General features: G+C 69.6%; 23 protein-coding genes. 21 read left to right on the forward strand and 2 right to left on the reverse strand.

Annotation, left to right across the window (positions count from 1 at the left end; genetic code table 11):
• Positions 1 to 2: 2 nt before the first annotated feature.
• Together JAV76_RS09995 and JAV76_RS10000 are read right to left on the reverse strand one after the other, a co-directional pair.
• Positions 3 to 398: a hypothetical protein gene (locus JAV76_RS09995; protein ID WP_198733900.1), complete on the reverse strand. Its 396-nt coding sequence runs from the start codon at positions 396 to 398 to the stop codon at positions 3 to 5.
• Positions 399 to 417: 19 nt separating this feature from the next.
• Positions 418 to 2,652 carry an MMPL family transporter gene (locus JAV76_RS10000; protein WP_307844139.1) on the reverse strand — a complete coding sequence of 745 codons (2,235 nt, stop codon included), beginning with the start codon at positions 2,650 to 2,652 and terminating at the stop codon, positions 418 to 420.
• Between the two features lie 58 nt (positions 2,653 to 2,710).
• Between JAV76_RS10000 and JAV76_RS10005 the strand changes: the two genes are divergently transcribed.
• The 21 genes from JAV76_RS10005 (at position 2,711) to aroC (ending at position 26,011) form a co-directional block, all read left to right on the forward strand.
• Entirely contained in the window at positions 2,711 to 4,096 is a 1,386-nt protein-coding gene (locus JAV76_RS10005; RefSeq protein WP_198733902.1) for a replication-associated recombination protein A, read from the forward strand.
• Positions 4,097 to 4,335: 239 nt separating this feature from the next.
• On the forward strand, positions 4,336 to 4,962 hold the full coding sequence (gene rpsD, locus JAV76_RS10010; protein WP_198733903.1) for a 30S ribosomal protein S4: 627 nt from the start codon (positions 4,336 to 4,338) through the stop codon (positions 4,960 to 4,962).
• A 130-nt stretch (positions 4,963 to 5,092) separates the two neighbouring features.
• The gene (locus JAV76_RS10015) at positions 5,093 to 5,467 is read left to right on the forward strand and encodes a DUF948 domain-containing protein (RefSeq protein WP_198733904.1); all 375 of its coding nucleotides are present in this window, start codon (positions 5,093 to 5,095) and stop codon (positions 5,465 to 5,467) included.
• Positions 5,467 to 5,823, forward strand: coding sequence for a hypothetical protein (locus JAV76_RS10020; protein WP_198733905.1), 357 nt, complete (start codon positions 5,467 to 5,469; stop codon positions 5,821 to 5,823). Before JAV76_RS10015 ends, JAV76_RS10020 begins: the two co-directional genes overlap by 1 nt.
• 146 nt (positions 5,824 to 5,969) lie before the next feature.
• Complete coding sequence (gene alaS / locus JAV76_RS10025; protein WP_198733906.1) at positions 5,970 to 8,663, forward strand: alanine--tRNA ligase; 2,694 nt, start codon at positions 5,970 to 5,972, stop codon at positions 8,661 to 8,663.
• Complete coding sequence (gene ruvX / locus JAV76_RS10030) at positions 8,660 to 9,166, forward strand: Holliday junction resolvase RuvX (protein ID WP_198733907.1); 507 nt, start codon at positions 8,660 to 8,662, stop codon at positions 9,164 to 9,166. Before alaS ends, ruvX begins: the two co-directional genes overlap by 4 nt.
• Before the next feature lie 94 nt (positions 9,167 to 9,260).
• Positions 9,261 to 10,430, forward strand: a complete 1,170-nt coding sequence (mltG, locus tag JAV76_RS10035; protein WP_198733908.1) for an endolytic transglycosylase MltG — start codon at positions 9,261 to 9,263, stop codon at positions 10,428 to 10,430.
• Positions 10,427 to 11,371 carry a shikimate dehydrogenase gene (locus tag JAV76_RS10040; RefSeq protein ID WP_198733909.1) on the forward strand — a complete coding sequence of 315 codons (945 nt, stop codon included), beginning with the start codon at positions 10,427 to 10,429 and terminating at the stop codon, positions 11,369 to 11,371. Before mltG ends, JAV76_RS10040 begins: the two co-directional genes overlap by 4 nt.
• A gap of 143 nt (positions 11,372 to 11,514) precedes the next feature.
• Entirely contained in the window at positions 11,515 to 13,191 is a 1,677-nt protein-coding gene (locus JAV76_RS10045) for a GspE/PulE family protein (RefSeq protein ID WP_198733910.1), read from the forward strand.
• 70 nt (positions 13,192 to 13,261) lie between these two features.
• Entirely contained in the window at positions 13,262 to 14,857 is a 1,596-nt protein-coding gene (locus tag JAV76_RS10050; protein ID WP_307844141.1) for a type IV pilus twitching motility protein PilT, read from the forward strand.
• Position 14,858: 1 nt separating this feature from the next.
• Positions 14,859 to 16,085 (forward strand): type II secretion system F family protein, encoded by a 1,227-nt coding sequence (locus JAV76_RS10055; protein ID WP_198733911.1) that lies wholly within the window; start codon positions 14,859 to 14,861, stop codon positions 16,083 to 16,085.
• 1 nt (position 16,086) lies between these two features.
• Positions 16,087 to 16,512, forward strand: a complete 426-nt coding sequence (locus JAV76_RS10060; protein WP_198733912.1) for a prepilin-type N-terminal cleavage/methylation domain-containing protein — start codon at positions 16,087 to 16,089, stop codon at positions 16,510 to 16,512.
• 129 nt (positions 16,513 to 16,641) lie between these two features.
• On the forward strand, positions 16,642 to 17,070 hold the full coding sequence (locus JAV76_RS15260; protein ID WP_198733913.1) for a prepilin-type N-terminal cleavage/methylation domain-containing protein: 429 nt from the start codon (positions 16,642 to 16,644) through the stop codon (positions 17,068 to 17,070).
• A 138-nt stretch (positions 17,071 to 17,208) separates the two neighbouring features.
• Complete coding sequence (locus JAV76_RS10070; RefSeq protein ID WP_198733914.1) at positions 17,209 to 18,765, forward strand: prepilin-type N-terminal cleavage/methylation domain-containing protein; 1,557 nt, start codon at positions 17,209 to 17,211, stop codon at positions 18,763 to 18,765.
• Complete coding sequence (locus JAV76_RS10075; protein ID WP_198733915.1) at positions 18,762 to 19,490, forward strand: PulJ/GspJ family protein; 729 nt, start codon at positions 18,762 to 18,764, stop codon at positions 19,488 to 19,490. The genes JAV76_RS10070 and JAV76_RS10075 overlap by 4 nt, the downstream gene beginning before the upstream one ends.
• Positions 19,490 to 21,373 carry a pilus assembly PilX family protein gene (locus tag JAV76_RS10080; protein WP_198733916.1) on the forward strand — a complete coding sequence of 628 codons (1,884 nt, stop codon included), beginning with the start codon at positions 19,490 to 19,492 and terminating at the stop codon, positions 21,371 to 21,373. The genes JAV76_RS10075 and JAV76_RS10080 overlap by 1 nt, the downstream gene beginning before the upstream one ends.
• Positions 21,370 to 22,152 carry a prepilin peptidase gene (locus tag JAV76_RS10085; RefSeq protein ID WP_307844142.1) on the forward strand — a complete coding sequence of 261 codons (783 nt, stop codon included), beginning with the start codon at positions 21,370 to 21,372 and terminating at the stop codon, positions 22,150 to 22,152. The genes JAV76_RS10080 and JAV76_RS10085 overlap by 4 nt, the downstream gene beginning before the upstream one ends.
• Positions 22,153 to 22,260: 108 nt before the next feature.
• A complete protein-coding gene (gene pilM, locus JAV76_RS10090) occupies positions 22,261 to 23,328 on the forward strand; it encodes a type IV pilus assembly protein PilM (RefSeq protein ID WP_198733917.1) in 1,068 nt (355 codons plus the stop codon).
• The gene (locus tag JAV76_RS10095; protein WP_198733918.1) at positions 23,325 to 24,053 is read left to right on the forward strand and encodes a PilN domain-containing protein; all 729 of its coding nucleotides are present in this window, start codon (positions 23,325 to 23,327) and stop codon (positions 24,051 to 24,053) included. The genes pilM and JAV76_RS10095 overlap by 4 nt, the downstream gene beginning before the upstream one ends.
• The gene (locus JAV76_RS10100) at positions 24,050 to 24,739 is read left to right on the forward strand and encodes a hypothetical protein (protein ID WP_198733919.1); all 690 of its coding nucleotides are present in this window, start codon (positions 24,050 to 24,052) and stop codon (positions 24,737 to 24,739) included. The genes JAV76_RS10095 and JAV76_RS10100 overlap by 4 nt, the downstream gene beginning before the upstream one ends.
• An 84-nt stretch (positions 24,740 to 24,823) precedes the next feature.
• Positions 24,824 to 26,011, forward strand: a complete 1,188-nt coding sequence (gene aroC / locus JAV76_RS10105; RefSeq protein ID WP_198733920.1) for a chorismate synthase — start codon at positions 24,824 to 24,826, stop codon at positions 26,009 to 26,011.
• Positions 26,012 to 26,018 lie beyond the last annotated feature (7 nt).

Genomic DNA, 26,018 nt, shown 5'->3' on the forward strand with positions numbered 1-26,018 from the left:
CGTCAACGGCTCTCGGGCCTGTAGGTCCGCATCGACGCGGGGACGGACCCGAACGGTCGAGGGTTCGCCTCAGCGGTGTCCGCGTCCACGGCGATCCTGAGCATGCCGTGCGGGAACCGGGGCTCCGCCGGTCGTCCGAGGAGCGTGCAGATCTCGTCCTTCCACAGAAGCCACCCCACGAGGAGCGCCAGCGGGGAGACCGTCATGGGCCAGGGCACGGACGCCCCCTGGACAAGTCTCAGGCTCCCGACGAGCCCCAGCAGGGTCGCGGCCAGGAGCAGGAGAGTCACGGTGCGCACGGCGATCGTCCAGCGGCGCGCGACGGCGACAGCCCGAGCGTGCTCGGCGAAGACCGCGCGGACCGCCCGACCGGCGGAGTGGGGCTCAGCGGGGGTCACCGTCACATGATGACACCGGTCAGTGGATAATCCCGAGGCGTTCGTGGACCGCGCGCAACGGGCGTGGTGCCCACCAGTTCCACCGGCCAAGCATCGTCATCGTGGCGGGCACGAGGAGCATGCGGACGATGGTCGCGTCGAGGAGCACGGCCACGGCGAGCGCGAAGCCCACCTGCTTGATGACGAGCAGCTGGCCGAAGACGAAGCCCGCGAACACGACGATGATGATGAGCGCCGCGGACGTGATGATCCGGCCCGAGCGCTGGAGCCCTCGGCGCACGGCCTCCTCGGACTCCACCCCGGCGTCGTGCAGCTCCTTGATCCGGGACAGGAGGAAAACCTCGTAGTCCATGGCGAGCCCGAACGCGAAGGCCACGACGAGCGCCACGACGAACGTCTCGATGCCCCCCGTGGATGTGAAGTCGAGGAGGCCGGACAGGTGCCCGTCCTGGAAGACCCACACGAGCACGCCCATCGAGGCGAGGATCGACAGGGCGTTGGTCAGGAGGGCCTTGAGCGGGATCACCAGCGACCCTGTCATGAGGAAGAGCAGGACGAACGTCGCGGTGACCACGATGGCCGCTGCCCACCACATGCGGTCGGCCAGGGCCTCCACGAAGTCGGCCTGGCCGGCTGCCTGCCCCACGACCCAGAAGTCGGTTCCCGGGTCGAGGGCGCGGATCGCCCCGACGACGTCCAGGGCCTCCTGCCCCCCGGGGTCGCCCGACGCCAGGCTCACGCCGACGGTCGAGTACGTGCCGTCCACGTCCGAGACCTCGACGCTCTCGACGCCCTCCACGCCGGCCACCTCCGGCGACCACGCCTCGGTCTCCTCGACGGACGCGCGCACCAGCACGGTGACCTCGGGCGACGCCGTCCCCGGGTAGCTCTCGGCCAACCGGGTGACGAAGACCCGCTGGCTGGCGTCCTCGGGGAGCAGGTCGATGCCGGAGTTGCGCATCTGCAGGCCGAGGACCGGTGACGCGAGGACCAGGAGCACCAGGACGCACGCGGCGGCCACGAGACCCGGCCGACGCTGGACGCGCCCGGCGAGCGCCGAGAAGGCGCCCTCGTCGCGCTCGACGTCCGCCGTCCGCGCCAGGACGTGGCTCACGCCGGGGATGGTGGACAGGATCCCCGGCCGCACCAGACGCCTCCCGGCGAGGCGCAGGAGCGCCGGGACGAGCGTGAGGGCCGTGGCCACCGCGATGAGGATCACCGCCAGCCCGGCGGCACCGATCGAACGGAGGATGTCGGGCTCGAACACCATGAGACCGGCGATCGAGATCGCGACCGTGAGCGCCGAGAACGCGACGGTCCGTCCCGCCGTCGCCATCGTCCTCACGAGGGCGACCTCCACGTCCTCGTCCGACCTGCTCCGGCGGCGCGGCGCCCCCGCCCGCGGCGGCGCGGCCGACTGCAGCTCCTCACGGAACCGCGAGACGATGAGCAGCCCGTAGTCGATCGACAGCCCCAGACCCAGGAGGGTCACGACGTTCACGACCGACGCGTCGACGTCCACGAGGTAGGACAACCAGAGCAGGAATCCGAGGCCCACGCCGATCGACGCGAACGCCCCCGCCATCGGCATGGCGGCTGCGAGGAACCCCCCGAAGACGACCACCATGATCACGAGGGCGATGGGCAGCGCGATCGCCTCGCCCGTCGTGAGGTCCTGCTCCACCTGGTGCGTGATCGCCTCGAGGACCAGCGGCGTCCCGCCCACGATGCCCGTGGCCCCCGGCACGGCAGCAGCGATGTCGGGGACCACCGCACGGAGCTCCTCCGTGACGGCGTCGACCACCACGGCCTCCTCGTCGGCCGTGAGACCCGGGTCCAGGGTCACCACCACGAGGAACCCGTCACCGTCCAGAGAGGTGAACAGCCGACCCACGTCGCTGTCCGGCCCCTCGGGGACCACCCACGGGTCGAGGACCGACACCACGTCGTCGTCGGCGAGCAACGAGTCGTGCAACGGGTCGAGCGCGTCGGAGACCCCCTCGGCGGTCGGGGCGGCACCCTCCACCGCGAGCGTGAGGTTCACGCCCTCCGCCGTGATCTCGTCGAGGATCCGCGCGCCCTCGACGCTCTGCGACCCCTCCACCCCCGGATCACCGCTCGTCAGCCGCGAGAAGAGACTCTCCCCGTGCACCCCGAGGACGGCGAGCGCCAGACCGGCGGCGGTGAGGAACGCCCACACCACGACGGCGGAGCGAGGACGTGCGGCGACACGGCGACCCAGGGACTCGAACACGCAGGCCAGCATCCCACCTCCCGGGCCGCCGGTGCCATGCGGCACCTACCCTGGACCCATGGACCTGTTCGACTCGACCACCACCTCGACCACCGGGGTCCCGACGACAGGTGCCGGATCCCCGCTCGCGGTGCGCATGCGCCCGACGTCCCTCGACGAGGTCGCCGGACAGTCCCACCTCCTCGTCCCAGGCTCGCCGCTGCGCCGCCTCGTCGAGCCCGCGGGGGAGTCGTCGCGCCGCGCAGCACCGGGCTCGGTGATCCTCTGGGGCCCGCCCGGCACCGGCAAGACCACCCTCGCCTACCTCATCGCCACGTCCTCAGCCCGGCGCTTCGTCGAGCTGTCCGCCGTGACCGCGGGCGTCAAGGACGTCCGAGCCGTCATCGAGGACGCGCGACGACGCCTCACCACCAGCGGCGGCGAGACCGTCCTGTTCATCGACGAGGTCCACCGCTTCTCCAAGTCCCAGCAGGACGCCCTCCTGCCGAGCGTCGAGAACAGGTGGGTCACCCTCGTCGCAGCCACCACGGAGAACCCCAGCTTCTCCGTCAACTCCCCCCTGCTGTCCCGGTCCCTCCTCCTCACCCTCCGCCCCCTCACCACCGACGACGTCCGCGCCCTCGTCCAGCGCGCCGTCACCGACCCCCGCGGGCTCGACGGCAGCGTCACCCTCGACGACGACGCACTCGAACACCTCCTGCGCCTCGCCGGCGGCGACGCCCGCAAGGCCCTGACGATCCTCGAGGCCGCCGCCGGAGCGGTCCTCTCCGACAGCCCCGCCGACACCGAGGGCGACGGACCCGACCCCGCCCGCGTCGACCTCGACGCCATGGAGCGCGCCGTCGACGTCGCCGCCGTCCGCTACGACCGCGACGGCGACCAGCACTACGACGTCATCAGCGCCTTCATCAAGTCCATGCGCGGATCCGACGTCGACGCCTCCCTCCACTACCTGGCACGCATGATCGCGGCAGGCGAGGACCCCCGGTTCATCGCACGCCGCATCGTCATCGCCGCCGCCGAGGAGGTCGGCATGGCCGACCCCAGCGCCCTCCAGACCGCCACCGCCGCAGCCCACGCCGTCGCCCTCATCGGCATGCCCGAGGCGTCCCTCGTCCTCGCCGAGGCCGTCGTCCACGTCGCCACCGCACCTAAGTCCAACGCCTCCTACACCGCGATCGGCGCGGCGCTCGCGGACGTCAGGGCGGGGAAGGCGGGGCCCGTCCCCGCCCACCTGCGCGACGCGCACTACGCGGGGGCCAAGGGCATCGGGCACGGCGTCGGGTACCGGTACGCCCACGACGAGGCGCACGCCGTGGCGTCGCAGCAGTACCTTCCCGACGACCTCGTCGGGACCACGTACTACACGCCGAGCGACCGGGGCTTCGAGCGGAGCGTCGGCGAGCGGCTCGAGCGGGTGCGTCAGATCCTCCGCGGGTCCTGAGGCGCGGACCGGTCCGGGACGGGCGGGTCGGGGCGATCGCGGGACGGTCGGTGCCCCGCCGGACCGGCCGCGGTCCCGACGGTGCTAGGATCGTCAGGTTGCCCTCACGGGCGGCCACCTGGGACCTCAGCCCCGGCGGACCGGACGCCTCGCGTCGGTCGTGCCACGTCGGCTGGTCCCGCACCCGGCGCGTCCGCGCACGGGTGTGACGTCACTACGACAGGAACGGACGTACACGCATGTCCAACGTCACCCGTTCGCGCCGCCAGGTCCGCCTGAGCCGCGCGCTGGGGATCGCGCTCACCCCGAAGGCCGTCAAGCACTTCGAGAAGCGCCCCTACCCGCCCGGCGAGCACGGTCGTGCCCGTCGTCGCACCGAGTCCGACTACGCGGTCCGTCTGCGCGAGAAGCAGCGTCTGCGCGCCCAGTACGGCCTCCGCGAGAAGCAGATGGCCCGTGCGTTCGAGGAGGCCCGCAAGGCCCCGGGCCTGACCGGTGAGGCGCTCGTCGAGATCCTCGAGAGCCGTCTCGACGCGCTGGTGCTCCGCGCCGGTATCGCCCGCACCACGCTGCAGGCGCGCCAGGCCGTGGTCCACCGCCACATCCTCGTCGACGGCAAGATCGTCGACCGCCCCTCGTTCAAGGTGAAGCCGGGCCAGACGGTCCAGGTCAAGCCGAAGAGCCAGGCCATGGTTCCGTTCCAGGTCGCCGCCGCAGGCGCCCACCGGGACGTCCTGCCCAAGGTCCCCGCGTACCTCGACGTGCAGCTCGAGAAGCTGTCGTTCATCCTCGTTCGCGCCCCCAAGCGCGCAGAGGTCCCCGTGACCTGCGAGGTCCAGCTCGTCGTCGAGCACTACTCGCGCTGATCCACCGCACCACCGGACGCCCCGCCCGCAGCCCTGCTGCGCGCGGGGCGTCCGTGCGTGCAGGTAGGGTCGTCGCAGGTAATCGCCGGGCCCCGTGGCCGGTGTCGGACTCGATGCAGGGAGTTGTGGAGTGATCGGTCAAATCGCAGGGCTCATCGCGGCTGTGGCGTTCGTGGCGCTCGTGGGCCTCCTCGCCGTGCCCCTCGTGAAGCTCGGTCGGGTGCTCGACACCGCGACCGAGAGCATCAAGGACATCACCGCGCACTCGGTGCCCATCCTCGACGAGTCCGCGCAGACCGTCGCGAGCGCCAACAGCCAGCTCGTCAAGGTCGACACCATCACGACGGCCGCGTCCGAGGTGAGCCAGAACGTCTCCGCCCTCACGGGTCTCTACGCCGCCACCTTCGGAGCGCCGCTCGTCAAGGTCGCCGCGTTCTCGTACGGCGTGCGTCAGGCCTTCGGTCGTGCCGCGGAGCGCTTCGGCGCGGGGGAGAAGACGCGCTGATGGCACGACTCTTCTGGGTCGGCACGGGAGCCGCGCTCACCGTGGCCGTGGTGCTCAAGGGGCGCCAGGTCGCCCGCAGGTACGCCCCGGCGGCGCTCGTGGACCGCGCCACCGAGTCCGTGAGCACGGGCCGGGACGCGCTCGGCGCGGCAGCGGGTGGTTTCATGGTCGACTTCCGCGCCGCACGTGACTCCAGGGCCGCCGAGCTCGAGGAGGCGCTGCTCGCCCCCACCCAGGGGACGGCCGCCGACCTCCGTGCGCGCCGCGACTCCTCGCGCGACCGTGCGACCGCCGCGCGCTACGCGGCCGACCATGACCAGGACGACGACGAGGACACCCTCGGCTACTCCTTCTGACGCGCCACCCCGGCGACGACGCTCGTCGGGGACGAGGCTCGCCGACGACGACCGTCGATCTCCCGGCGGCGTCCTGGTGCCGACTACCATGGACGCTCGCCCCAGCACCACCCGCAGCCCGAACCCCTGCCCTGATTGAGGACTTCATGCGTACCGCCGAGATCCGCCAGCGTTGGCTCGACTACTTCGCCGAGCGCGACCACACCGTCGTCCCGTCGGCGTCCCTCGTGTCCGAGGACCCCACGCTGATGTTCACGGTGGCCGGAATGGTCCCCTTCATCCCGTACATGACCGGGCAGCGGACCCCGCCCTGGCAGCGGGCGACGAGCGTCCAGAAGTGCGTGCGGACCCTCGACATCGACGAGGTCGGCAAGACCACGCGCCACGGGACGTTCTTCCAGATGAACGGGAACTTCTCCTTCGGCGACTACTTCAAGGCCGAGGCCATCCAGTACGCCTGGGACCTCGTCACGGGCCCGCGCGAGCAGGGACGGTACGGGTTCGACCCCGACACGATCTGGGTCACCGTCTACCAGGACGACGACGAGGCACGGGCCCTGTGGCGCTCCATCGCCGGCCTTCCCGACGAGCGCATCCAGAGCCGCGGCAAGAAGGACAACTACTGGCACACGGGCCAGCCCGGCCCCGCCGGGCCCTGCTCCGAGATCTACGTCGACCGCGGGCCCGAGTTCGGTGCCGAGGGCGGGCCGGTCGTCGACGAGGACCGGTACCTGGAGATCTGGAACCTCGTGTTCATGCAGTACGAGATCGACCAGGTCAGCGGCAAGGAGGACTTCCGGGTCGTCGCACCGCTCGCGCAGAAGAACATCGACACCGGCATGGGGCTGGAGCGCGTCGCGTACCTCCTGCAGGGTGTCGACAACATGTACGAGATCGACGAGGTCTTCCCCGTGATCTCCGCCGCACAGGCGCTCTCCGGGCGGACCTACGGCGCCTCCGGGACCGACGACGTCCGCATGCGCGTCGTCGCCGACCACGTCCGGTCGTCGCTCATGCTCATCGGTGACGGGGTCCGCCCGTCCAACGAGGGGCGTGGCTACGTCCTGCGGCGGCTCCTGCGCCGCTCCGTTCGAGCCATGCGGCTGCTCGGGGTGGAGGACCCCGCCCTGCCGCACCTCCTGCCGGCGTCCAAGGACGCGATGCAGGCGTCGTACCCGGAGCTCGGGACCGACTTCGAGCGGATCTCCGCCATCGCCTACGCCGAGGAGGACGCGTTCCGGCGCACCCTCGTCGCGGGGACCACCATCCTCGACACGGCCGTCCAGGGCGCGAAGTCCGCTGCCGGGCCCGCCGGCACCCCGCGCATCGGTGGTCAGGAGGCGTTCGCCCTCCACGACACGTACGGATTCCCCATCGACCTCACCCTCGAGATGGCCTCCGAGCAGGGCGTGGCGGTCGACGAGACCGCGTTCCGCAGCCTCATGCAGGCCCAGCGCGAACGTGCCCGCGCCGACGCCATGGCCAAGCGCACCGGTGGTGCCGACAAGGCCGCCTACGAGGCCCTCCACGGGACCATGGGCAAGCCGGTCGAGTTCGTCGGGTACACGGACACGACGTCCCGCTGCTCCGTCGTCGGACTGGTCGTCGACGGCGTCCCCGGCCCCGTGGCCGTCGCCCCCGCCGCGGTCGAGGTGGTCCTCGACCGCACGCCGTTCTACGCGGAGTCCGGCGGCCAGCTGGCCGACCAGGGGACCATCGTGCTCGACGGCGGTGCGACCATCGAGGTGGACGACGTCCAGGCCCCGATCAAGGGTCTGTCCGTGCACCGCGGTCGCGTGGTCGACGGCACCGTGACGCTGGGCGAGAACGGCACGGCCACCATCGACACCGCCCGCCGCAAGGCGATCAGCCGGGCGCACTCCGCGACCCACATGATCCACAAGGCCCTCCAGGAGTCGCTCGGCAAGGACGCGACCCAGGCGGGTTCCGAGAACGCGCCGAGCCGCATCCGTTTCGACTTCCGGGCGAGCCAGGCTGTGCCGTCCGGCGTCCTCGGCGAGATCGAGGAGCGGGTCAACGTCCAGCTCGCGGAGGACCTCGAGGTCACCGAGCAGGTGATGAACATCGACGAGGCTCGTGCGCTGGGCGCGATGGCGCTCTTCGGCGAGAAGTACGGCGACCGGGTGCGCGTCGTGTCGATCGGCGGCGACTGGTCGCGCGAGCTCTGCGCCGGGACCCACGTCAAGCGGTCCGGGCAGCTCGGGCTGGTGACGCTCCTCGGCGAGGCGTCCATCGGGTCCGGGGTCCGACGGGTCGACGCGCTCGTCGGTGACGGCGCCTACGGGTTCCAGGCGAAGGAGCACGCGCTCGTCGGTCAGCTCACAGGGATGCTCAACGTCCGCACGGACGAGCTCCCCGAGCGCGTCGGGGGCCTCCTGGCCCGGCTCAAGGAGACCGAGAAGGAGCTCGCGACGCTCCGGCAGGGGCAGCTGCTCGCCGCGGCCGGTTCCCTCGCAGCGGGCGCCCCGGTGGTCTCCGGTGCGCGCGTGGTGACGCATGACGCGGGCGAGGTGGCCTCGGCCGACGACCTCCGTGCTCTCGCGCTCGACGTGCGCGGTCGCCTCGGCGAGTCCGAGGCCGCCGTGGTCGCCGTCGGTGGTGCGAGCAAGGGACGTCCGCTCGTGGTCGTCGTGACGAACGTCGCCGCCCGTGAGCGCGGCCTGCGGGCCGGGGCCCTCGCCAAGGGCGCCTCCGGGATCCTCGGCGGCGGTGGCGGCGGCAAGGACGACATGGCGCAGGGCGGGGGACAGGACCTGACGGCCCTGCCCGCGGCGCTCGGCGGGGTCCGCGACGACGTCGCGGCGCAGCTCGGCGCGTGACCACGTCGCCGCAGGAGGGCCTGCCGCGGGGCGCGCGCCTCGCCGTCGACGTCGGTACCGTGCGCGTGGGGCTCGCCGTGAGCGACCCGGACGGGCTCGTGGCCACGCCGGTGGAGACGATCCCCCGGGTCGCCGGCTCCGGGGCCGTGCCGGCGGGTGCCGTCCCCGCGGACATCGCCCGGATCGCGCAGGAGGTGGTCGAGCGCGGTGTGGGGGTCGTGTACGTCGGTCTCCCGAAGCACCTCTCGGGCAAGGAGAGCGCGTCGTCCGCGGCGGCTCGCGGGTACGCTGGTCTGATCGCGCAGGCCGTGGGACCCGTTCCCGTGCACCTGGTCGACGAACGGATGAGTACCGTGAGCGCCCACCAGGCGCTCCACGCGTCGGGCAGGGCGGGCCGCAAGCACCGATCCGTCGTCGATCAGGTCGCTGCCGTCGTGATCTTGCAGTCCGCGCTGGACGTCGAGCGGAACCGGAGCATACGGGCTGGAGAGCGCGTCGGCTAGTGCGGTCTGTCAAATGTTGCACAACTGCAGTAGGTTGTCGGTTTGTCCCCAAGGGTGCAGCGACGACGCGTGACGAGTGTGGAGGCTCCAACCGGTGAACGATCTCTTCGAGGGACCAGCGCTCTCAGAGGACCCAGAGGGTTCGTCGACGCTCTCCCGGGCCGAGCGGCGCGCCCTGCGCGAGGAGCGCCGACTTGCCGCGAAGCGGCGTCAGCGTGCACTCGTGGCCGTGCTCGTGGCTGTGATCGTCATCGGCGCCGGTGGCTACTTCGTGTGGACCCGGGGCGTCGAGTACTTCGGGTCCGTCGACGTGTTCAGCTCCGAGCCCGACGCCCCGACGGACTTCACGGGCCCAGGCACGGGGGAGACGCAGATCACCGTCAGCCCTGGTGACGTGGGGACGGTCATCGGCGACAAGCTCGTCGAGGCCGGGGTCGTCGCGTCGCGCCAGGCGTTCGTCGCCGCATACACGGCGAACCCCGACGCGGCAGGCATCCAGGCAGGGACGTACAACCTCTTCAAGGAGATGAAGGCCTCCGACGCCCTCACCTCGTTGCTCGACATCGAGAACCGCGTCGACTACTACTTCGACATCCAGCCGGGGTTCACCGCGGCTCAAGCCATCGCGCGGATCGCGAAGCACACCGGCCTGTCCGAGGAGGAGATCAACGCGGCCATCGCCGACACGGCGGCGGCCGGGCTCCCCGCCGAGGCCGGTGGGAACTACGAGGGATGGCTCTCCCCGGGGGTCTACCAGTTCGGGCTGGAGACCACACCGCTCGAGATGGTCACGGAGATGGTGGCGCGGACGGTGGCGACCCTCGACACGCTGGGCGTGGCGCCGGAGAACCGGCAGGTGGTGCTGACCAAGGCGTCGATCGTCGAGCGTGAGAGCGCGTCGGCCGTCGACGAGGCGCGCCCCCTGGTCGCCAGCGTCATCGAGAACCGGCTCGAGATCAACCAGAAGCTCGAGATGGACTCCACGGTCCACTACATCTTCGGTGGGACGTCCGACGCGACGACGAGCTCGGAGCAGCGGTCGAGCGACAATCCCTACAACACCTACGTCCACAAGGGCCTGCCGCCCACGGCCATCGCCTCCCCGAGCGAGCAGTCCATCCAGGCGGTCGTGAACCACGCGGACACGGACTACTTCTACTTCGTCACGGTGAACCCGACGACCGGGGAGACGCTCTTCGCGGAGACGTACCCCGAGCACCAGGAGAACCGGAAGCTCTACCAGGAGTGGTTGAGCTCCCAGTGACGGCACGTGTCTCGGGTGCGGACGGTCGTCGGGCAGCCGTCCTCGGTCACCCGGTCGCCCACTCGTTGTCACCGGTGCTGCACCGCGCCGCATACGCCGCCCTCGGCCTGGAGGACTGGCGTTACGACGCGCTGGACGTCACCGAGGACCAGCTGCGCGGGGTGGTCGACGGTCTGGATCACGGCTGGGCCGGGCTGAGCCTGACCATGCCGCTCAAGCAGACGGTCATCCCCATGCTCGACCACGTCGACCCGCTCGCCGAGGTCACCGGGGCCGTGAACACGGTCGTCGTGCAGCGCGTCGGGTCGGGGGTGTCCCTCGTGGGGGCCAACACCGACGTCCATGGTCTCGTCACCGCGCTCCGTGAGGGTCTCGCAGCCCAGGGCATCGCGGAGGCAGCCTCGATGGCCGTCGCCGGTGCAGGGACGCAGCAGCCGCGGGGGAGCGCGGTGGTGCTCGGTGCGGGGGCCACGGCAGCGTCGACGCTCGCCGGGCTCGCGGAGCTCGGATACCCGGAGGTCGACGTCTTCGTGCGGTCCCTCGCCCGGACGGGCGAGCTCCAGCGTGCGGCGCACCGCATGGGGGTGTCGCCCCGGTTCCACACGCTCGCAGGTGCGGCCGCCGCGATGGTGGAGGCCGACCTCGTCGTCTCCACGCTCCCCGCGCACGGCGCGGACGACCTCGCGCGCGAGGTGGGGTCGATCGTCGCAGCACGACCCTCCGACGGTGCGCGCGCGAGCGGTCTCGGCGTCCTCCTCGACGTCGCCTACGAGCCGCGGCGTACGGCGCTGGCCGCGGCCTGGCGCGACGCGGGGGGAGCGAGCGTGGGCGGTGAACGGATGCTGCTCCACCAGGCGGTGGAGCAGGTGCGTCTGATGACCGGACGGGCTGCCCCGGTCGACGCGATGAGCGCCGCCCTCAGCGCCGCCATGCCCGCCTGAGCGCGCTCCCCAGCACACCGCTCCGGCAACTCTCCGGGCCCAACGGCTCACGAACCACCGCCTGCGTGCCGATAAGACCTACCGACGGTCGGTGAAATCGTGGGTGGCACGGTGGCCCGTCGTGGACGGTGAGGAGAGTCGGCATGAAGCAGCTCGGGGAGATCCTGCTCGAGGAAGGTCTGGTGACCGAGGCGCAGCTCATGGCGGCGCTCGACGAGCAGATCGTGCGGGGGACCAGCCTGGGCCGGGTGCTCGTGGAGCTCGGCACCCTCACCGAGGGGCAGCTCGTGTCGGCGCTGGCCGGTCAGGTCGGCATGCAGTTCGTGGACCTCGACTCCTACCCGGTGGACCGGGCGGCCGTGAGCAGGCTCGGCGGCGCCGTGTGCCGCAGGTACACGGTCCTGCCCATCGGTTTCCAGGACGGGTCCATCCTCCTCGCGATGGCCGACCCCGGGAACGTCCTCGCCGTCGACGACGTGCGGTCCCTCACCGGCATGCAGGTGCTCCCCGTGGTCGCGACCCACGAGGACCTGCTCCGTGCCATCGACCGGTACGTCCGCGCCGACGGCGAGATGAACGACCTCACGAGCGCGTTCGAGGAGGAGCAGGAGAAGCTCTCCGACATCGACCTGTCCCGCCTGGGCGACTCCGTCGACGACGACGCACCCATCGTCCGGTACGTGAACCTCATCGTCTCTCAGGCCATCACCGACCGTGCGTCGGACATCCACATCGAGCCCACCGAGCACGACCTGCGCGTGCGGTACCGCATCGACGGCGTGCTCCACGAGATGCAGCGGTCGCCCAAGAACATCTCCGGGGGAGTGATCTCCCGCGTGAAGATCCTCTCGGACATCGACATCGCGGAGCGCCGCAAGCCCCAGGACGGGCGCATGTCCATCAACCACAACGGGCGCAAGATCGACCTGCGTGTGGCGACCCTGCCCACTGTGTGGGGAGAGAAGATCGTCATGCGAATCCTCGACAACTCCACCGCGAGCCTGGACCTGCGCGACCTGTCGTTCGGCGAGGAGAACTACGAGGTCTACTCCGAGGCGTTCCACAAGCCCTACGGCATGATCCTCGTCACCGGCCCCACGGGGTCCGGGAAGTCGACCACCCTGTACGCCACCCTCAACGCCGTGTCCCGGCCGGAGATCAACGTCATCACCGTCGAGGACCCCGTCGAGTACCGCCTGCCCGGGATCAACCAGGTCCAGGTCAACCCCAAGGCGGGCCTGACGTTCGCCGGGGCGCTGCGCTCCATCCTGCGGTCCGACCCGGACGTCGTGCTCCTCGGTGAGATCCGTGACCACGAGACAGCGCAGATCGCCATCGAGGCGGCCCTCACCGGTCACCTGGTGCTCTCCACCCTCCACACGAACGACGCCCCGTCCGCTGTGACGCGTCTGGTGGAGATGGGTATCGAACCGTTCCTCGTGGGGTCCGCCATCGACTGCATCGTCGCCCAGCGACTCGCGCGGCGCCTGTGCGGCAAGTGCAAGGAACCGTACGAGCCGTCCGACGTCGAGCTCGAGGCGTCCCGCTTCCCGTGGCTGCCGGGGGAGGAGAAGCCCGTCCTGCACCGTCCCGGGGGATGCACCACGTGCTCCGGCACCGGGTACCGCGGCCGGTTGGCCCTCCACGAGGTCATGCGTGTCACCGAGGAGATCGAGCGCCACGCCGTCGCTGGGTCGTCGTCGGCCGAGATCATGAAGACCGCGGTGAAGCAGGGCATGCGCACCCTGCGCGACGACGGGTGGATGAAGGTCGTCGACGGACACACGTCTATCGAGGAGATCCTCCGGGTGGTCGCTTAAGAAACGCGGTGCTCCCGCCGATAGGAAGTCGTCACGCACGTGCGCGGCACCCGAGGCGAGAGGCTGACCAGTGAGCGAGTACCACGTCCCGGCCGGAGACCAGCGCGGCCCGGCCGCACCCGACGGAGCGGCCACCCAGCAGTGGCCGGCACCGGTGGCCGGTCAGGCTCCTCCGACGCGCAGGTCCCTCGCGGAGATGACCCCGCCGACGGGTGCGCCCCTCCCCGGCGGGGGCCCTGTCCCGGGGATGGCCCCGCCCGCACCCGCGGTGCCGCAGGCGCAGATGCAGCAGCAGGCCCCGTGGGGTGGGGTGCGGAACGAGCCGGCACCGGCGCCCGTGGTGCGCACGAGCGTCGCGCCGCTGCCCGCCGGGTACCAGGCACCAGCCCCCGCACCCCAGCAGGCTCCCGTGCAGCAGCAGCCGCTCGTGAAGCAGACCGCCCCTCAGCAGGCTGCGCAACCGGGCCGTGCGCCCGCTCAGGCCGCTCGCCCCGCCGCCGCCTCGCCGACCCGTGTGGGGATGAGCCGCGGTGCGGAGGATGGGGACATCGAGCTCGACAAGGTCCTTCGGGAGATGGTCGAGGCCGGTGCGTCCGACCTTCACCTCACCGTCGGGTCGCCGCCCATGATCCGTAAGAACGGGTCCCTCACCGCACTCGACCACGAGCCGGTGTTCCAGGAGAGCCTCCAGCGCACCCTGTACTCGATCCTCACGCAGAAGCAGCGGGAGAAGCTCGAGGCGAACCTCGAGCTCGACTTCTCCCACGCCGTGCGCGGTCTGGCCCGGTTCCGTGTGAACTTCTTCTTCCAGCGCGAGTCCCTCGGTGCTGCGTTCCGTGTGATCCCCTACGAGATCAAGCCGCTCGAGGACCTCGGTGTCCCGGCTGTGGTGTCGAACTTCGCGGGCCTGCCGCGTGGCCTCGTGCTGGTCACCGGCCCCACCGGGTCCGGGAAGTCGACGACCCTCGCGTCGCTCATCGACCTCGCGAACCGCACGCGCTCCGACCACATCATGACCGTCGAGGACCCCATCGAGTTCCTCCACCGCCACAAGAAGTCGATCATCAACCAGCGTGAGGTCGGTGCGGACACGCACAGCTTCGCCAATGCGCTCAAGCACGTGCTGCGCCAGGACCCCGACATCATCCTCGTCGGTGAGATGCGTGACCTCGAGACCATCTCGGTGGCGCTCACCGCCGCCGAGACCGGTCACCTCGTCTTCGCGACCCTCCACACCCAGGACGCCGCGCAGACCGTGGACCGCATCATCGACGTGTTCCCGCCCGAGCAGCAGGGGCAGGTGCGCACCCAGCTCGCCGGCGCGCTCCAGGGCGTGGTGTGCCAGACGCTGTGCAAGCGCACCGGCCGCCCGGGGCGCGTCGTGGCGACCGAGGTGCTCATCGCGACGCCGGCCATCCGGAACCTCGTCCGTGAGGGCAAGACCCACCAGATCTACTCGGCCATGCAGGCCGGGCAGCAGCTGGGCATGCACACCCTCGACCAGCACCTCGCCGACCTGGTGCGTACCGGGCAGATCGCCTACGAGACCGGTCTCGAGAAGTGCCACCACGTCGAGGACTTCAACAAGCTCACCGGCCGCCAGGCCCGCATGAACCAGGGTGGTGCGGCGCTGCAGCAGGCCGCCACCAACATCGGAGGCTTCTGAGATGGCCGCAGCACGCACGTACGAGTACACGCTCCGGGACCCCAAGGGCAAGGTCGTCAAGGGCCGCATCGAGGCCGCCAACCAGTCGGCCGTCGCGAGCCGCCTCAAGACCATGGGCGTGGCACCGCTGTCCATCAGCGAGGTCCAGAACACCGGGCTCCAGCGGGAGATCACGATCCCCGGCATGGGGTCGACGATCAAGATGAAGGACCTGTCGATCATGTCGCGCCAGCTCGCGACGATGATCACGTCCGGCCTGAGCCTCTTGCGGTCGTTCTCGATCCTCGCCGAACAGACGGAGAACAAGGCGCTCGCGAAGGTCCTCGGGTCGGTGCGCTCCGACATCGAGACGGGGTCGTCGCTGTCGGACTCGATGGGCCGGCACCCCGAGGTCTTCCCGCCTCTCATGCTCAACATGATCCGCGCCGGTGAGGTGGGTGGGTTCCTCGACCAGGTGCTCGTCTCCGTCGCCGAGAATTTCGAGGCCGAGGTGAAGCTCCGCGCGAAGATCAAGTCCGCCATGACGTATCCCGTGGTCGTCCTCATCATCGCGCTCCTCGCGGTCGCCGGGATGCTCCTGTTCATCGTTCCCGTGTTCGAGGCGATGTTCACGAACCTCGGCGGTGACCTGCCGCTGCCGACCAAGGTCCTCGTCGTCCTCGCGGACATCCTGAAGTGGACGGCGTTCCCGCTCGTCGCGGTGGGGGTCGGATTCTCTGCGTGGTGGAACAAGCACAAGAACGACGACGCGGTGCTCGAGCGTGTGGACCCGCTCAAGCTCAAACTTCCAATCTTCGGCAAGCTCTTCCAGAAGGTTGCGATCGCCCGCTTCACGCGGAACTTCGGCACCATGCTCCACGCGGGTGTCCCGATCCTCCAGGCGCTGGACATCGTCGGGGACACCAGCGGCAACGTCGTGGTTGCGCACGCGGTCAAGGACGTGCAGCACTCGGTCCGCAGCGGGCAGTCGCTCACCGCGCCGCTCTCCAAGCATGCGGTCTTCCCCGCGATGGTCACGCAGATGATGGCCGTGGGGGAGGACACCGGTGCCCTCGACGAGATGCTCGAGAAGGTCGCCGAGTTCTACGACCAGGAGGTCGAGGCCACCACGGAGCAGCTCACGAGCCTCATCGAGCCGCTGATGATCGCGTTCCTCGGTGGGATCATCGGATCGATGATCGTCGCGCTGTACATGCCGATCTTCAAGATCTTCGACCTGGTCAGCTGACGTGCCGGGAGTCCCCTACCGCCGCCGGCGGGGCCGTGACGAGGCGGGCTTCTCACTCGTGGAGCTTCTCGTGGTCGTCCTCATGATCGGGATCCTCTGTGCGATCGCAATTCCCGTGCTCATCTCGCAGGAGCGCAAGGCGAACGACGCCGCCGCACGGGCCGACGCGCGGGTCCTGGGGCTCGAGGTGACCGCCTGGTTCGCCGACCATGACGTGCCACCCTCGCTCGGGCAGGGCGCGCCCGACTGGGAGTACGTGATCGGCGGTCGCCGCGTCTCGGCATCGAGCGAAGGCGTGCGGCTCTCCGGGAGCCGCTTCACAGACGACGATTGGTGCGTGTGGGTGATACACGACGGGGGAGACGTTGCGGCTTCCGGCGTCGAGTACTCCGCGGCCCACGGTCTGCGCGCCGGCACCTGCGGGTGAAAAGCGGTCTCGACAGCCTCGTCTTCCTCAAGGTCGACGTGCGGCCGGACGATGAGAGGGGTACACACCGAGGCGCTCACCCGCCCGGTGCTTATCCCCTCACCTCGACGCACAGAATCGGAGCAGCACATGCTCGCTCGTATCAACGCCGCCAAGGAGAACGACAAGGGCTTCACGCTCATCGAGCTCCTCGTCGTGATCATCATCATCGGCATCCTCTCCGCCGTGGCCATCCCGCTGTTCCTCAACCAGCAGAAGAAGGCACAGGACGCAGCGGCCAAGGCTGACGTCTCGACGCTCGGCAAGGAGGTTGCGACCTACTACGTGGACAACACCGATGCGCCGACTGTCGCTGCAGGCTCCGGTGCCAACGAAGGCAAGTGGCTCCTCAACTCCGAGTCCGTCGGGAACCAGAGCGAGAACGTCGTTCTCGACTCGACGACCGATGTGTCCACCAAGGACGGCTGGTGTGTCGCGGTGAACAACCCCAAGGGCGACAAGTCCGAGGAGGGCTTCAAGTACTCCGCCGCGGGCGGCCTCGAAGAGGGCAAGTGCTGACCGAGCTGTAGCCGACCGCACCTGAGGTGCGATCACCGGAGTGGGGCGGGGGGCAGGCGCCCTCCGCCCCACTCATGCACTACCCCCATCCAGCACGAGCAGGCGAGAGGGCCGACCGTGAGAGCGAAGCTGCGTGACGTGAGCACCGAACGAGACCGGGGCCTCGGGCTCGTCGAGGTCATCGTCGCGGTGGTCCTCCTCGGGGTGGTGACTTCCGCGGTCCTCGCGATCGTCCTCCAGGCCCAGGCGACAACGGTGAACAACCGGTCTCGCGTGGCTGCCTCGAATCTCGCCGCCCGCGAGATCGACTACGTCCGCGAACAGTTCATGGCCACCGACGCCGGCCCGCTCCAGGTCGCGAACGCCGGCACGGTCGTCAACCCCCACAGCTTCGGTGCCGCCGGCACACCCCTCATCGTCGACGGCCAGTCGTACACGGTGAAGCGTTCGGTCGCCTGGAACGTCACGGGCACCGGTTCGTCCGCGTGCGAAGGGGGCTCCCTCGTGCAGCACCCCACCCTCAACGTCCGCGTCGAGGTGACCTGGCCGTCGATGGGACAGACGAAACCGGTCGTCAACACGACGAACCTCGCTCCGCCCAAGGGTGCAGGTCTGCCGACGAACAGGTCCTACATCGCCGTCAAGGTGCTCGACGCCGATGGGCAGCCCAACCCCGGACGCAGCGTGACGGTCTTCCGTACGTCCGGCGGGGAGTCCCGGATGGGCACCACCGACCAGTCCGGCTGCGCCGTCGTCCAGGTGAGCCCCAACGCCTCCGGGACGTCCTACAGCATGCGTCTCGGCGACGCCGGGTACGTTGACATCTCCGGCAACAGCGCTCCGGAACGCCTCATCGGCATGGTGTCGCAGGGACAGCTCAACTCGTCGGTCGACATCAGCTACGACCGCGCAGCGTCGCTCAGGATCACCCTCGTCGGCGGCGGGGTTCTCGACGCCGACGTCGCAGGCTCGAGCGTGAGCCTCTACCAGTCCGAGTACACGGGCAGCAGCGCCATCACCGCGCACACGGTCTCGGGTGTCACCACCACGATCTCCGGCCTCTGGCCCACGGAGTACGGCGCCTTCCTCGGCACTACCGCTCCCTCGACCTTCAGCACGGTCGACATCCGTCCCGGCGTCACCGCGGCCCTCGAGGTCCCCGTGACGCTCGGCACGTTCACCCTCTCTGCAGTTCCCGCCGGCGCGTCGGTCATCGCCGCACCGCAGACCGCGACGAGCTGTACGGATCCGGGGGCACGGCCGGTCGACCCCGCCGCCGGAGCACTCATGCCTGGCACCTGGGTCTTCTTCGCCCAGTCGGACTCCTTCGGCTGCTCGCCCGGGCCAGGACCGGTACAGGTCACGGACGGTGACAACGGCGACGTGCCCTGGATGCCCTCCACCCTCACGATCACCGCGGCACCCGAGGGCGGCGGGCCCATCTGGGCGGTGTCGAACGCCCGGGTGGCCGGCACGTGCACCGTTCCCGAACCTGCCACGGAGGCGTTCCTCGTCGGCGAGGCCCCGACAGGCACCGTCGCTCTTCCCGCCGGTGATTGGTACGTCTTCACCACGCCCGCAGCAGGAGTCGGCCCAGCACAGGGGCAGCCGTGCGCCAGCACGGGACTCGTCCGGGTCCTGTACGGAACAGACACCATCTTCGCGTGGACCGGTCCATCAGGAGAGCAACCATGATCCGTGCATCGCGCCGCGGGCGCCAGGACGACGGCATGTCCCTCGTCGAGCTCATGGTGACCATGATGATCACCGGACTCATCGCCGCGATGACCGCGGCGCTCGTCATCGGGGTACAACGCACCAATGCGGAGAACGCCGCCCGTCAGGACCAGATCGACGGCGCCCGTGTCGCCGTTGAGGGGATGAGCCGCAGCCTGCGGTCGGCAGTCAAACCGAGCCAGGTCGCCAGGGACTGCACGGGGTGCGCGCAGGAGGCCTTCCTCGCAGGATCCTCGTATGACGTTCAGTTCTACGCAAACATCGACAACCCGGACAACCGGGTCGGCCCCAGCAGGGTGAGTTACACGATCCCGACCACTGGCGCACGGCGGGGTGAGCTCATCGAGACCATCCAGCGCCCCACGTCGAACGTGCCGACAGCGACCGGTTACGCCTATTGCCTCCCCACCTCTGCCACGTGCGCCCCCTACATCACCACCCGCGTCATCGCGCGAGACGTCGTCACGACCGGTACACCGGTCTTCACCTTCTTCGACCTGGCAGGCGACAGAATGGCCACGCCTGCGGCCGGTCTTCCGCCGTCGGCCCTCGCGCAGGTGCGGTCCGTCGAGCTCGTCGTGACCGTCGCCAGCCCTCTCAACGATGGCGCACGATCCACCACGTACATCCAGAGAATGATGCTGCCGAACGCCCAGGCAGTGCTGAAGTCAGGAGCAAGCTGATGCGCCGTGCATTCCGCCGAGATGACGACAGCGGCATCGCCATGGTTCTCGTCGTCGGATCCATGATGACCCTCATGGTGCTCGTGCTCGGCGGACTCGCGTACGTGATGCAGAGCGAGCGGTTCGCCAGGTACGACCAGGACTACACCGCCGCGATGTCGGCAGCCCAGGCGGGTGTGGACGACTACATCAGCAGACTGAACCGCAGCGACACCTACCACGCCGCCCTTGACTGCTCGAACACCGCCATGCGCAAGCCCATGACCGCGTCCAACTCCTGCGGGTGGAACGCGACGACCAAGGTCGGCTGGGCGCCGGTGACGAACGGAGCCGACCCCACGACCACGGCCTCCTTCCACTACGAGGTCGACTCGACCCGCGTCAATACCGAAGGCACGATCCTCCTCACGTCCACCGGGCGCTCCAAGGACGTCTACCGCACCATCGAGGTCGCTGTCGGCAAGGGCGGGTCCACCGACTACGTCTACTACACCGACTTCGAGTCCGCCGACCCCGCCAACACCGTGAGCTACCCCAACGGTGCCCCCAACGACTCCTGCGGCAGGAGCGGCAACAGCCTCGCCAAGTACTTCTGGCAGGGGCGGACCAACTGCTCGGAGATTCAATTCATCTCGAGCGACACACTCGACGGACGAGTCTTCTCCAACGACGCCATCCTCTCCAACGGCGCAACTTTCCAGCAGAGCATCGAATCCGCGAATCCAGGATGCCAAAGGGTAACGGCATCGAGCTCTTCGTGGAGTCAGTGCTTGCGTTCGGGGAGCAGCGGAGCCAACTTTGGTGGTAAGAAGCCCACGCACTCCAGCGCCCTCTACCTCCCTGACAACTCCGCCGCATTCGCGACGCACCCCGGGTGCCATTACTACGGCGCCACCCGGATCGTCTTCAACGCGGCAGGCACCATGACCGTCTGGAGCAAGGACTCCAACTTCACAGGTGCTGTGCTCTCCGTCCCCGGCCCCGACGGCACCGTACCGAGCTGTGGGAGCGGCTCAGCGCTCGCATCGAGCTCGGGAGCGCTCGTGAACGTGCCGAACGACATGGTGATCTACGTCGCAGCAGCCCCGTCCAACGTCCAGCGCCGCGAGCTGTTCGGCGACGAGATCGGCGGTCCGACCACCAGCCAGCTGCCGCTGGGGAACTTCAGTACCGACGCCCTCACCCCCTCAGCCGGGACCAGCTACGTCGCTGACCTCAACATGACCGAGACGACCCGGTATCGCGGAGAAGGGAACCTCTACGTGCAAGGCACCCTCAAGGGCCGGGTGACCGTCGCAGCGGCGCAGTCCATCATCGTCACAGGGGACGTCGTCCTCGCGGGGGGAACGAACGGGAGTGACATGCTCGGCCTCGTCGCCACCAACTCCGTCGAGGTCATGCATCCCCGTATGGCCACACGCACGTACAACCGGGAATGCCAGGCCACCGACCGTCGAGGAAACTGCACCCGCTGGAGCGCGTACCGGTGGTTCAACACGAACGAGGGCGAGGCCGGTGTGAACCCCTACGCAGGCGAGGGCACCTGGCCCAAGCGCGTCACCGACCCGAGCACCAGGACCACCAATCCGTCCACCGGGATCCAGATCGCAGGTTCCATCCAGACCCTCCAGCACAGCTTCTTCGTCCAGCGGTACGACGTGGGCCCGAACAAGGGGACTCTCTTGGTCAGAGGCTCCATCGCCCAACGCTGGCGAGGTGCCGTTGGTACCGGCTCCTCCACGACGGGCTACAGCAAGCTCTACACCTACGATGGGCGTCTCACGTACTCCGCCCCGCCCTACTTCCCCTCGTGGGCCAACTCCGAGTGGTCGCTGCGCTACAGCGGAGAGACACCCACACGAAGCGAGGTCAAGACCGGGTGACCATCACGACGATCACCGCTGCCCTCGCAGGGATGCTCGGACTCGCGGTCGGCTCCTTCCTCAACGTCGTCATCTGGCGGGTACCACGAGGAGAGTCGGTCGTGCATCCGCCCAGTGCTTGCCCGCGGTGCTCCCACCCCATCCGGTCCAAGGACAACGTCCCCGTGATGTCCTGGCTCCTCCTGCGCGGTCGGTGCCGTGACTGCGAGGCACCGATCAGCTGGCGATACCCCCTCGTCGAGCTGACGACCGGGATCGTCTTCGCGCTCATCGCCCTCCTCGGGCCGGACTGGACGACGCCGCTCTACCTGTACGGAGCGGCTATCGCCATCGCGCTCACGCTCATCGACATCGACGTCCACCGACTTCCGGACCGTATCGTCCTGCCCTCCTACCCGGTCGTGCTCGTCCTGCTCGTGCTCGCCAGCTGGGGGGCCGATGACTGGCCTGCCATGCTCCGAGCGGTCATCGGGGGAGCAGCTCTCCTCCTCGCCTACTTCCTCATGGTCCTCGCCTACCCCGCGGGCATGGGCCTCGGCGACGTCAAGCTCGCCGGCATCATCGGGGCATACCTCGCCTGGGCCGGATGGGGGCAGTTCGCGGTCGGTGCCTTCGCGGCCTTCATCCTCGGCGGCGCCTATTCCGTCGGACTGCTCCTCGCACGCAAGGCCAACCGCAAGAGCGGCGTCCCCTTCGGCCCCTGGATGATTGCTGGAGCCCTGCTGGGCCTGCTCTGCGGTACGTCCCTCTGGTCCGCCTACACCGGTCTCTTCACCTAGAGCCGCCAGGGTGAAGTGTGAACAGCGCACCACGACCGCTCAACACCCGCACCCACCTCGCCGATATAGCCGAAGGACCTACTCGAGGCCCGGTGAAGGAGACGATCGGTGGCGAAGTCGCGCGTAATCGGACTGGATATAGGCAGCACCAACGTCCGTGCTGCAGAGGTGGAGTTCGGTAGCAGGGGCCCCGCCGCCTCAAACCCCCCAGAGGTGCTCCGCTTCGGTGAGGTGCCACTGCCCCCTGGCGCAGTCCGCGACGGCGAGGTGGTCGAACCCGAAGCCGTCACCACCGCTATCAAGCACCTCTGGCGTGAGACGAAGTTCAGCACCAAGGACGTCGTCATCGGAGTCGGCAACCAGCGGGTCCTCGTCCGAGACATGGACCTCCCCGCCATGCCGCTCGACCAGATCCGTGCATCCCTGCCCTACCAGGTCCAGGACCAGATCCCCGTCGCCGTCGAGGACGCACTCCTCGACTTCGTGCCGACCGCACTGGCGGACGGCCAGCACGGACCTGTCGTCAAGGGGCTCCTCGTCGCAGCCACCAAGGATTCCGTCGAGGCGAACATCTCGGCCGTCGAGGCGGCAGGGCTGCGGGTGTCGATGGTCGACCTCAACGCGCTCGCTCTCACGCGGAGCCTGACGCGCGGTGCATGGGCCGACCGCACCGTCGCCCTCGTCGACCTCGGGGCCCGCATCACGACGGTGGTCATCGTCGTCGCAGGTCTTCCTCAGTTCGTGCGAGTACTCCCCACCGGCGGTCACGACATGACTGCTGCGATCTCGTCAGCGATGGGTGTGTCCGAGGCGGACGCCGAAGCGATGAAGCGGCAGGTCGGCATCGGCATGTCCGTGCCGCCCGACTACGTCCCGGCAGCCGAGGCCGTCGCCCAGGTGGGTCACGTTCTCGTCGAGGCCGTGCGTGGCACCCTCTCGTACTTCTCGATGAACAACCCGAACGGCGTCCTCGACATGGTGCTCCTCTCGGGCCGAGGAGCGCAGCTCCCGGGCCTCGGCCAGTACCTCTCGTCCGCCGCCCGGGTGAGCGTCTCCCTCGCGACCCCGCTGGCAGCGACGAAGGTCGGGAGCGCGATGCCCAAGGGGCAGCACCTCGAGGAGATCCAGCACGTCCTCGGCGTGCCCCTCGGACTCGCGTTTGGAGTAGCAGCATGAGCACCGCCACGGCTTCCCGATTCACGATCGGCAACAAGAAGGCCTCGAAGGGCGTGGTGGTGGGCGGACGTATCCCCGGCGCTCCGCTGCTCCCTCAGGTCAACCTGCTCCCGAACTCGGTCCGCGCTCGGCGTGCTCTCCAGCGCACCAAGCTCTGGCTGCTGGTCGGGCTCGGAGGAGTGGTCATCTTCGTCCTCCTCGGGTATGTCGCAGCCATGCTCTCGGCGCGTGCAGCCCAGGAGGAGGTCGACGCCGTCCAGGCGACCACCACCCGTCTCCAGCAGGAGCAGACGAAGTACTCCGAGGTGCCGCAGGTGCTCGCTCAGATCCGCGGTGTCGAGAGCGCACGGGACGTCGCGACGAGCACGGAGGTCCTCTGGGCCGCGGTGCTCGTCGAGGTCCTGTCAGCGTTGCCCGAGGGGTCAGCGCTGACGTCGTTCGACACTGAGGTCGTGAACCCGCTCATGGCGCCCACGCTCCCCGCGGACCCGCTCACGACGCCCGGGATCGGTGCGGTCACGATCACCCACAGGTCGCTCACCCTCCCGGACACGTCCGCGTGGGTCGAGGCCCTCAACGAGATCCCAGGACTCCAGGACGCCCAGTTCACCACCGCGTCGATCGCGGAGGAGGACGGACAGGTCTACTACGAGGTCTCGACGGTCCTCGAGATCAGCCCTGAGAAGCTGGCCAACCGCTTCAGCGAGTCGGAGGAGAAGGAATGAGCACGCGAGCCACACCGTGGATCATGGGGGCGGCGCTGCTCTCTGTCGTCGTCCTGGCGTTGGGGTGGTTCCTCGGGATCTCCCCGCAGCTCGACGAGGCTGCCGCCTTGCGGGAACAGGCGGAGCTGGACCGGGAGCGCAACGATCTTCTCGAGGTTCAGGTCGCCCAGCTCAAGAAGGACTTCGAGAACCTCGACTCGTACAAGAGCGAGCTCGCCGGGCTGCAGGAGCTGGTGCCGGGCGGCATCGACCAGGCGAGCTTCAACCGTGAGCTGAGCAGCCTCTCCGAGGGCACGGGGGCGTTCGTCGTCGAGGTCACCTCGGAGACGTCGTTGCCGGTGACAGAGCTCTTCGGCGGTATGGCAGTCGAGGGGGTCACGGCGCCGTCCGCACCTGCGGGGCTCTACGCGGTTCCCATGACGATCATCATCCTGGGCGATCCGCTCGAGACGCTCGCCTACATCAGCGCCGTCCAGACCGAGACGTCCCGACTCTTCCTGGTCTCGGACGTCGCTCTGGCCGGGCAGAAGGAGGCGGGTGCGTCGTCAGGGAGGCCTGCCACCGCTGAGGGCGACGCGGAGATCACCATCACCGGGTACACGTTCGTGCTAGACACCGATGCCGCTGCAGCAGCGAGCGCGGCCGCTTCGGCAGCATCACCCGCTGCTCCGACCACGACCAGCTGAGCACCGCACCATCACCCCGCACGCCGGGCGTCCGTTCTTCGGGCGTCCGGCGTCCGTGCGTGGGGTTCGTGGGAGGATGCACGCATGCTTCGTTGGTTGACGTCCGGTGAGTCGCACGGCCCTGCTCTGGTGGGCATCGTCGAGGGTGTCCCCGCAGGTGTGGAGGTCCTCACGGCGGACGTCCAGGCCGCGCTGGCACGCCGCAGGCTCGGGTACGGGCGCGGTGCGCGGATGAAGTTCGAGCAGGACGAGGTGCGCATCCTCGCCGGCCTGCGGCACGGCGTGACGCAGGGTGGTCCGCTCGCCATCGAGATCGGCAACACCGAGTGGCCCAAGTGGGTGGACGTCATGGCGTCCGACCCCGTGGACCCCGAGCTCCTCAACCGCGCCCGCAACGCGCCGCTCACCCGTCCGCGCCCGGGGCACGCGGACCTCGTGGGGATGCGCAAGTACGGGTTCGACGACGCCCGCCCCGTCCTGGAGCGGGCCTCCGCGCGCGAGACCGCGACGCGCGTGGCGCTCGGGACCGTCGCCGCGAAGTTCCTCGAGCAGACCCTCGGCATCCGCCTCGTCTCGCACGTCACCGGCATCGGTCCGGTCGCCGTCCCGCAGGACGCCCCGCTGCCCACGCCGGACGACGTCGACCACCTCGACGCCGACCCGGTGCGCTGCTTCCACGCCAAGACCTCGGCACGGATGGTCGCCGAGATCGACGAGTGCCACAAGGACGCCGACACGCTCGGGGGAGTGGTCGAGGTCCTCGCCTACGGCGTCCCCTCCGGCCTCGGCAGCTACGTCCACGGCGACCGGCGCCTCGACGCGAAGCTCGCCGCCGCCCTCATGGGCATCCAGGCCATCAAGGGCGTCGAGGTCGGCGACGGGTTCCTCACCGCCACCCGCCGCGGCTCCCAGGCTCACGACGAGATCGAGCGCGGTGACGACGGTCGCATCCGCCGCCTGAGCAACCGCGCCGGCGGCATCGAGGGCGGCATGAGCAACGGCGAGGTCCTCCGCGTCCGCGCCGCCATGAAGCCCATCTCCACCGTGCCCCGCGCGCTCGCGACCGTCGACGTCGCCACAGGTGACGTCGCCAAGGCCCAGCACCAGCGGTCCGACGTGTGCGCCGTCCCGCCTGCCGCCGTCGTCGCCGAAGCCATGGTGGCCCTCACGCTCGCCGACGTCGTCCTCGAGAAGTTCGGGGGCGACTCCGTCGACGAGGTGCGCCGCAACGCCCAGGCATACCTGGACTCCGTCCCCGAGCTCCTCCGCTGAGGAACGC

The sequence above is a fragment of the Sanguibacter suaedae genome (genome assembly GCF_016342785.1).
GTDB classification, from domain to species: Bacteria; Actinomycetota; Actinomycetes; order Actinomycetales; family Cellulomonadaceae; genus Sanguibacter; species Sanguibacter suaedae.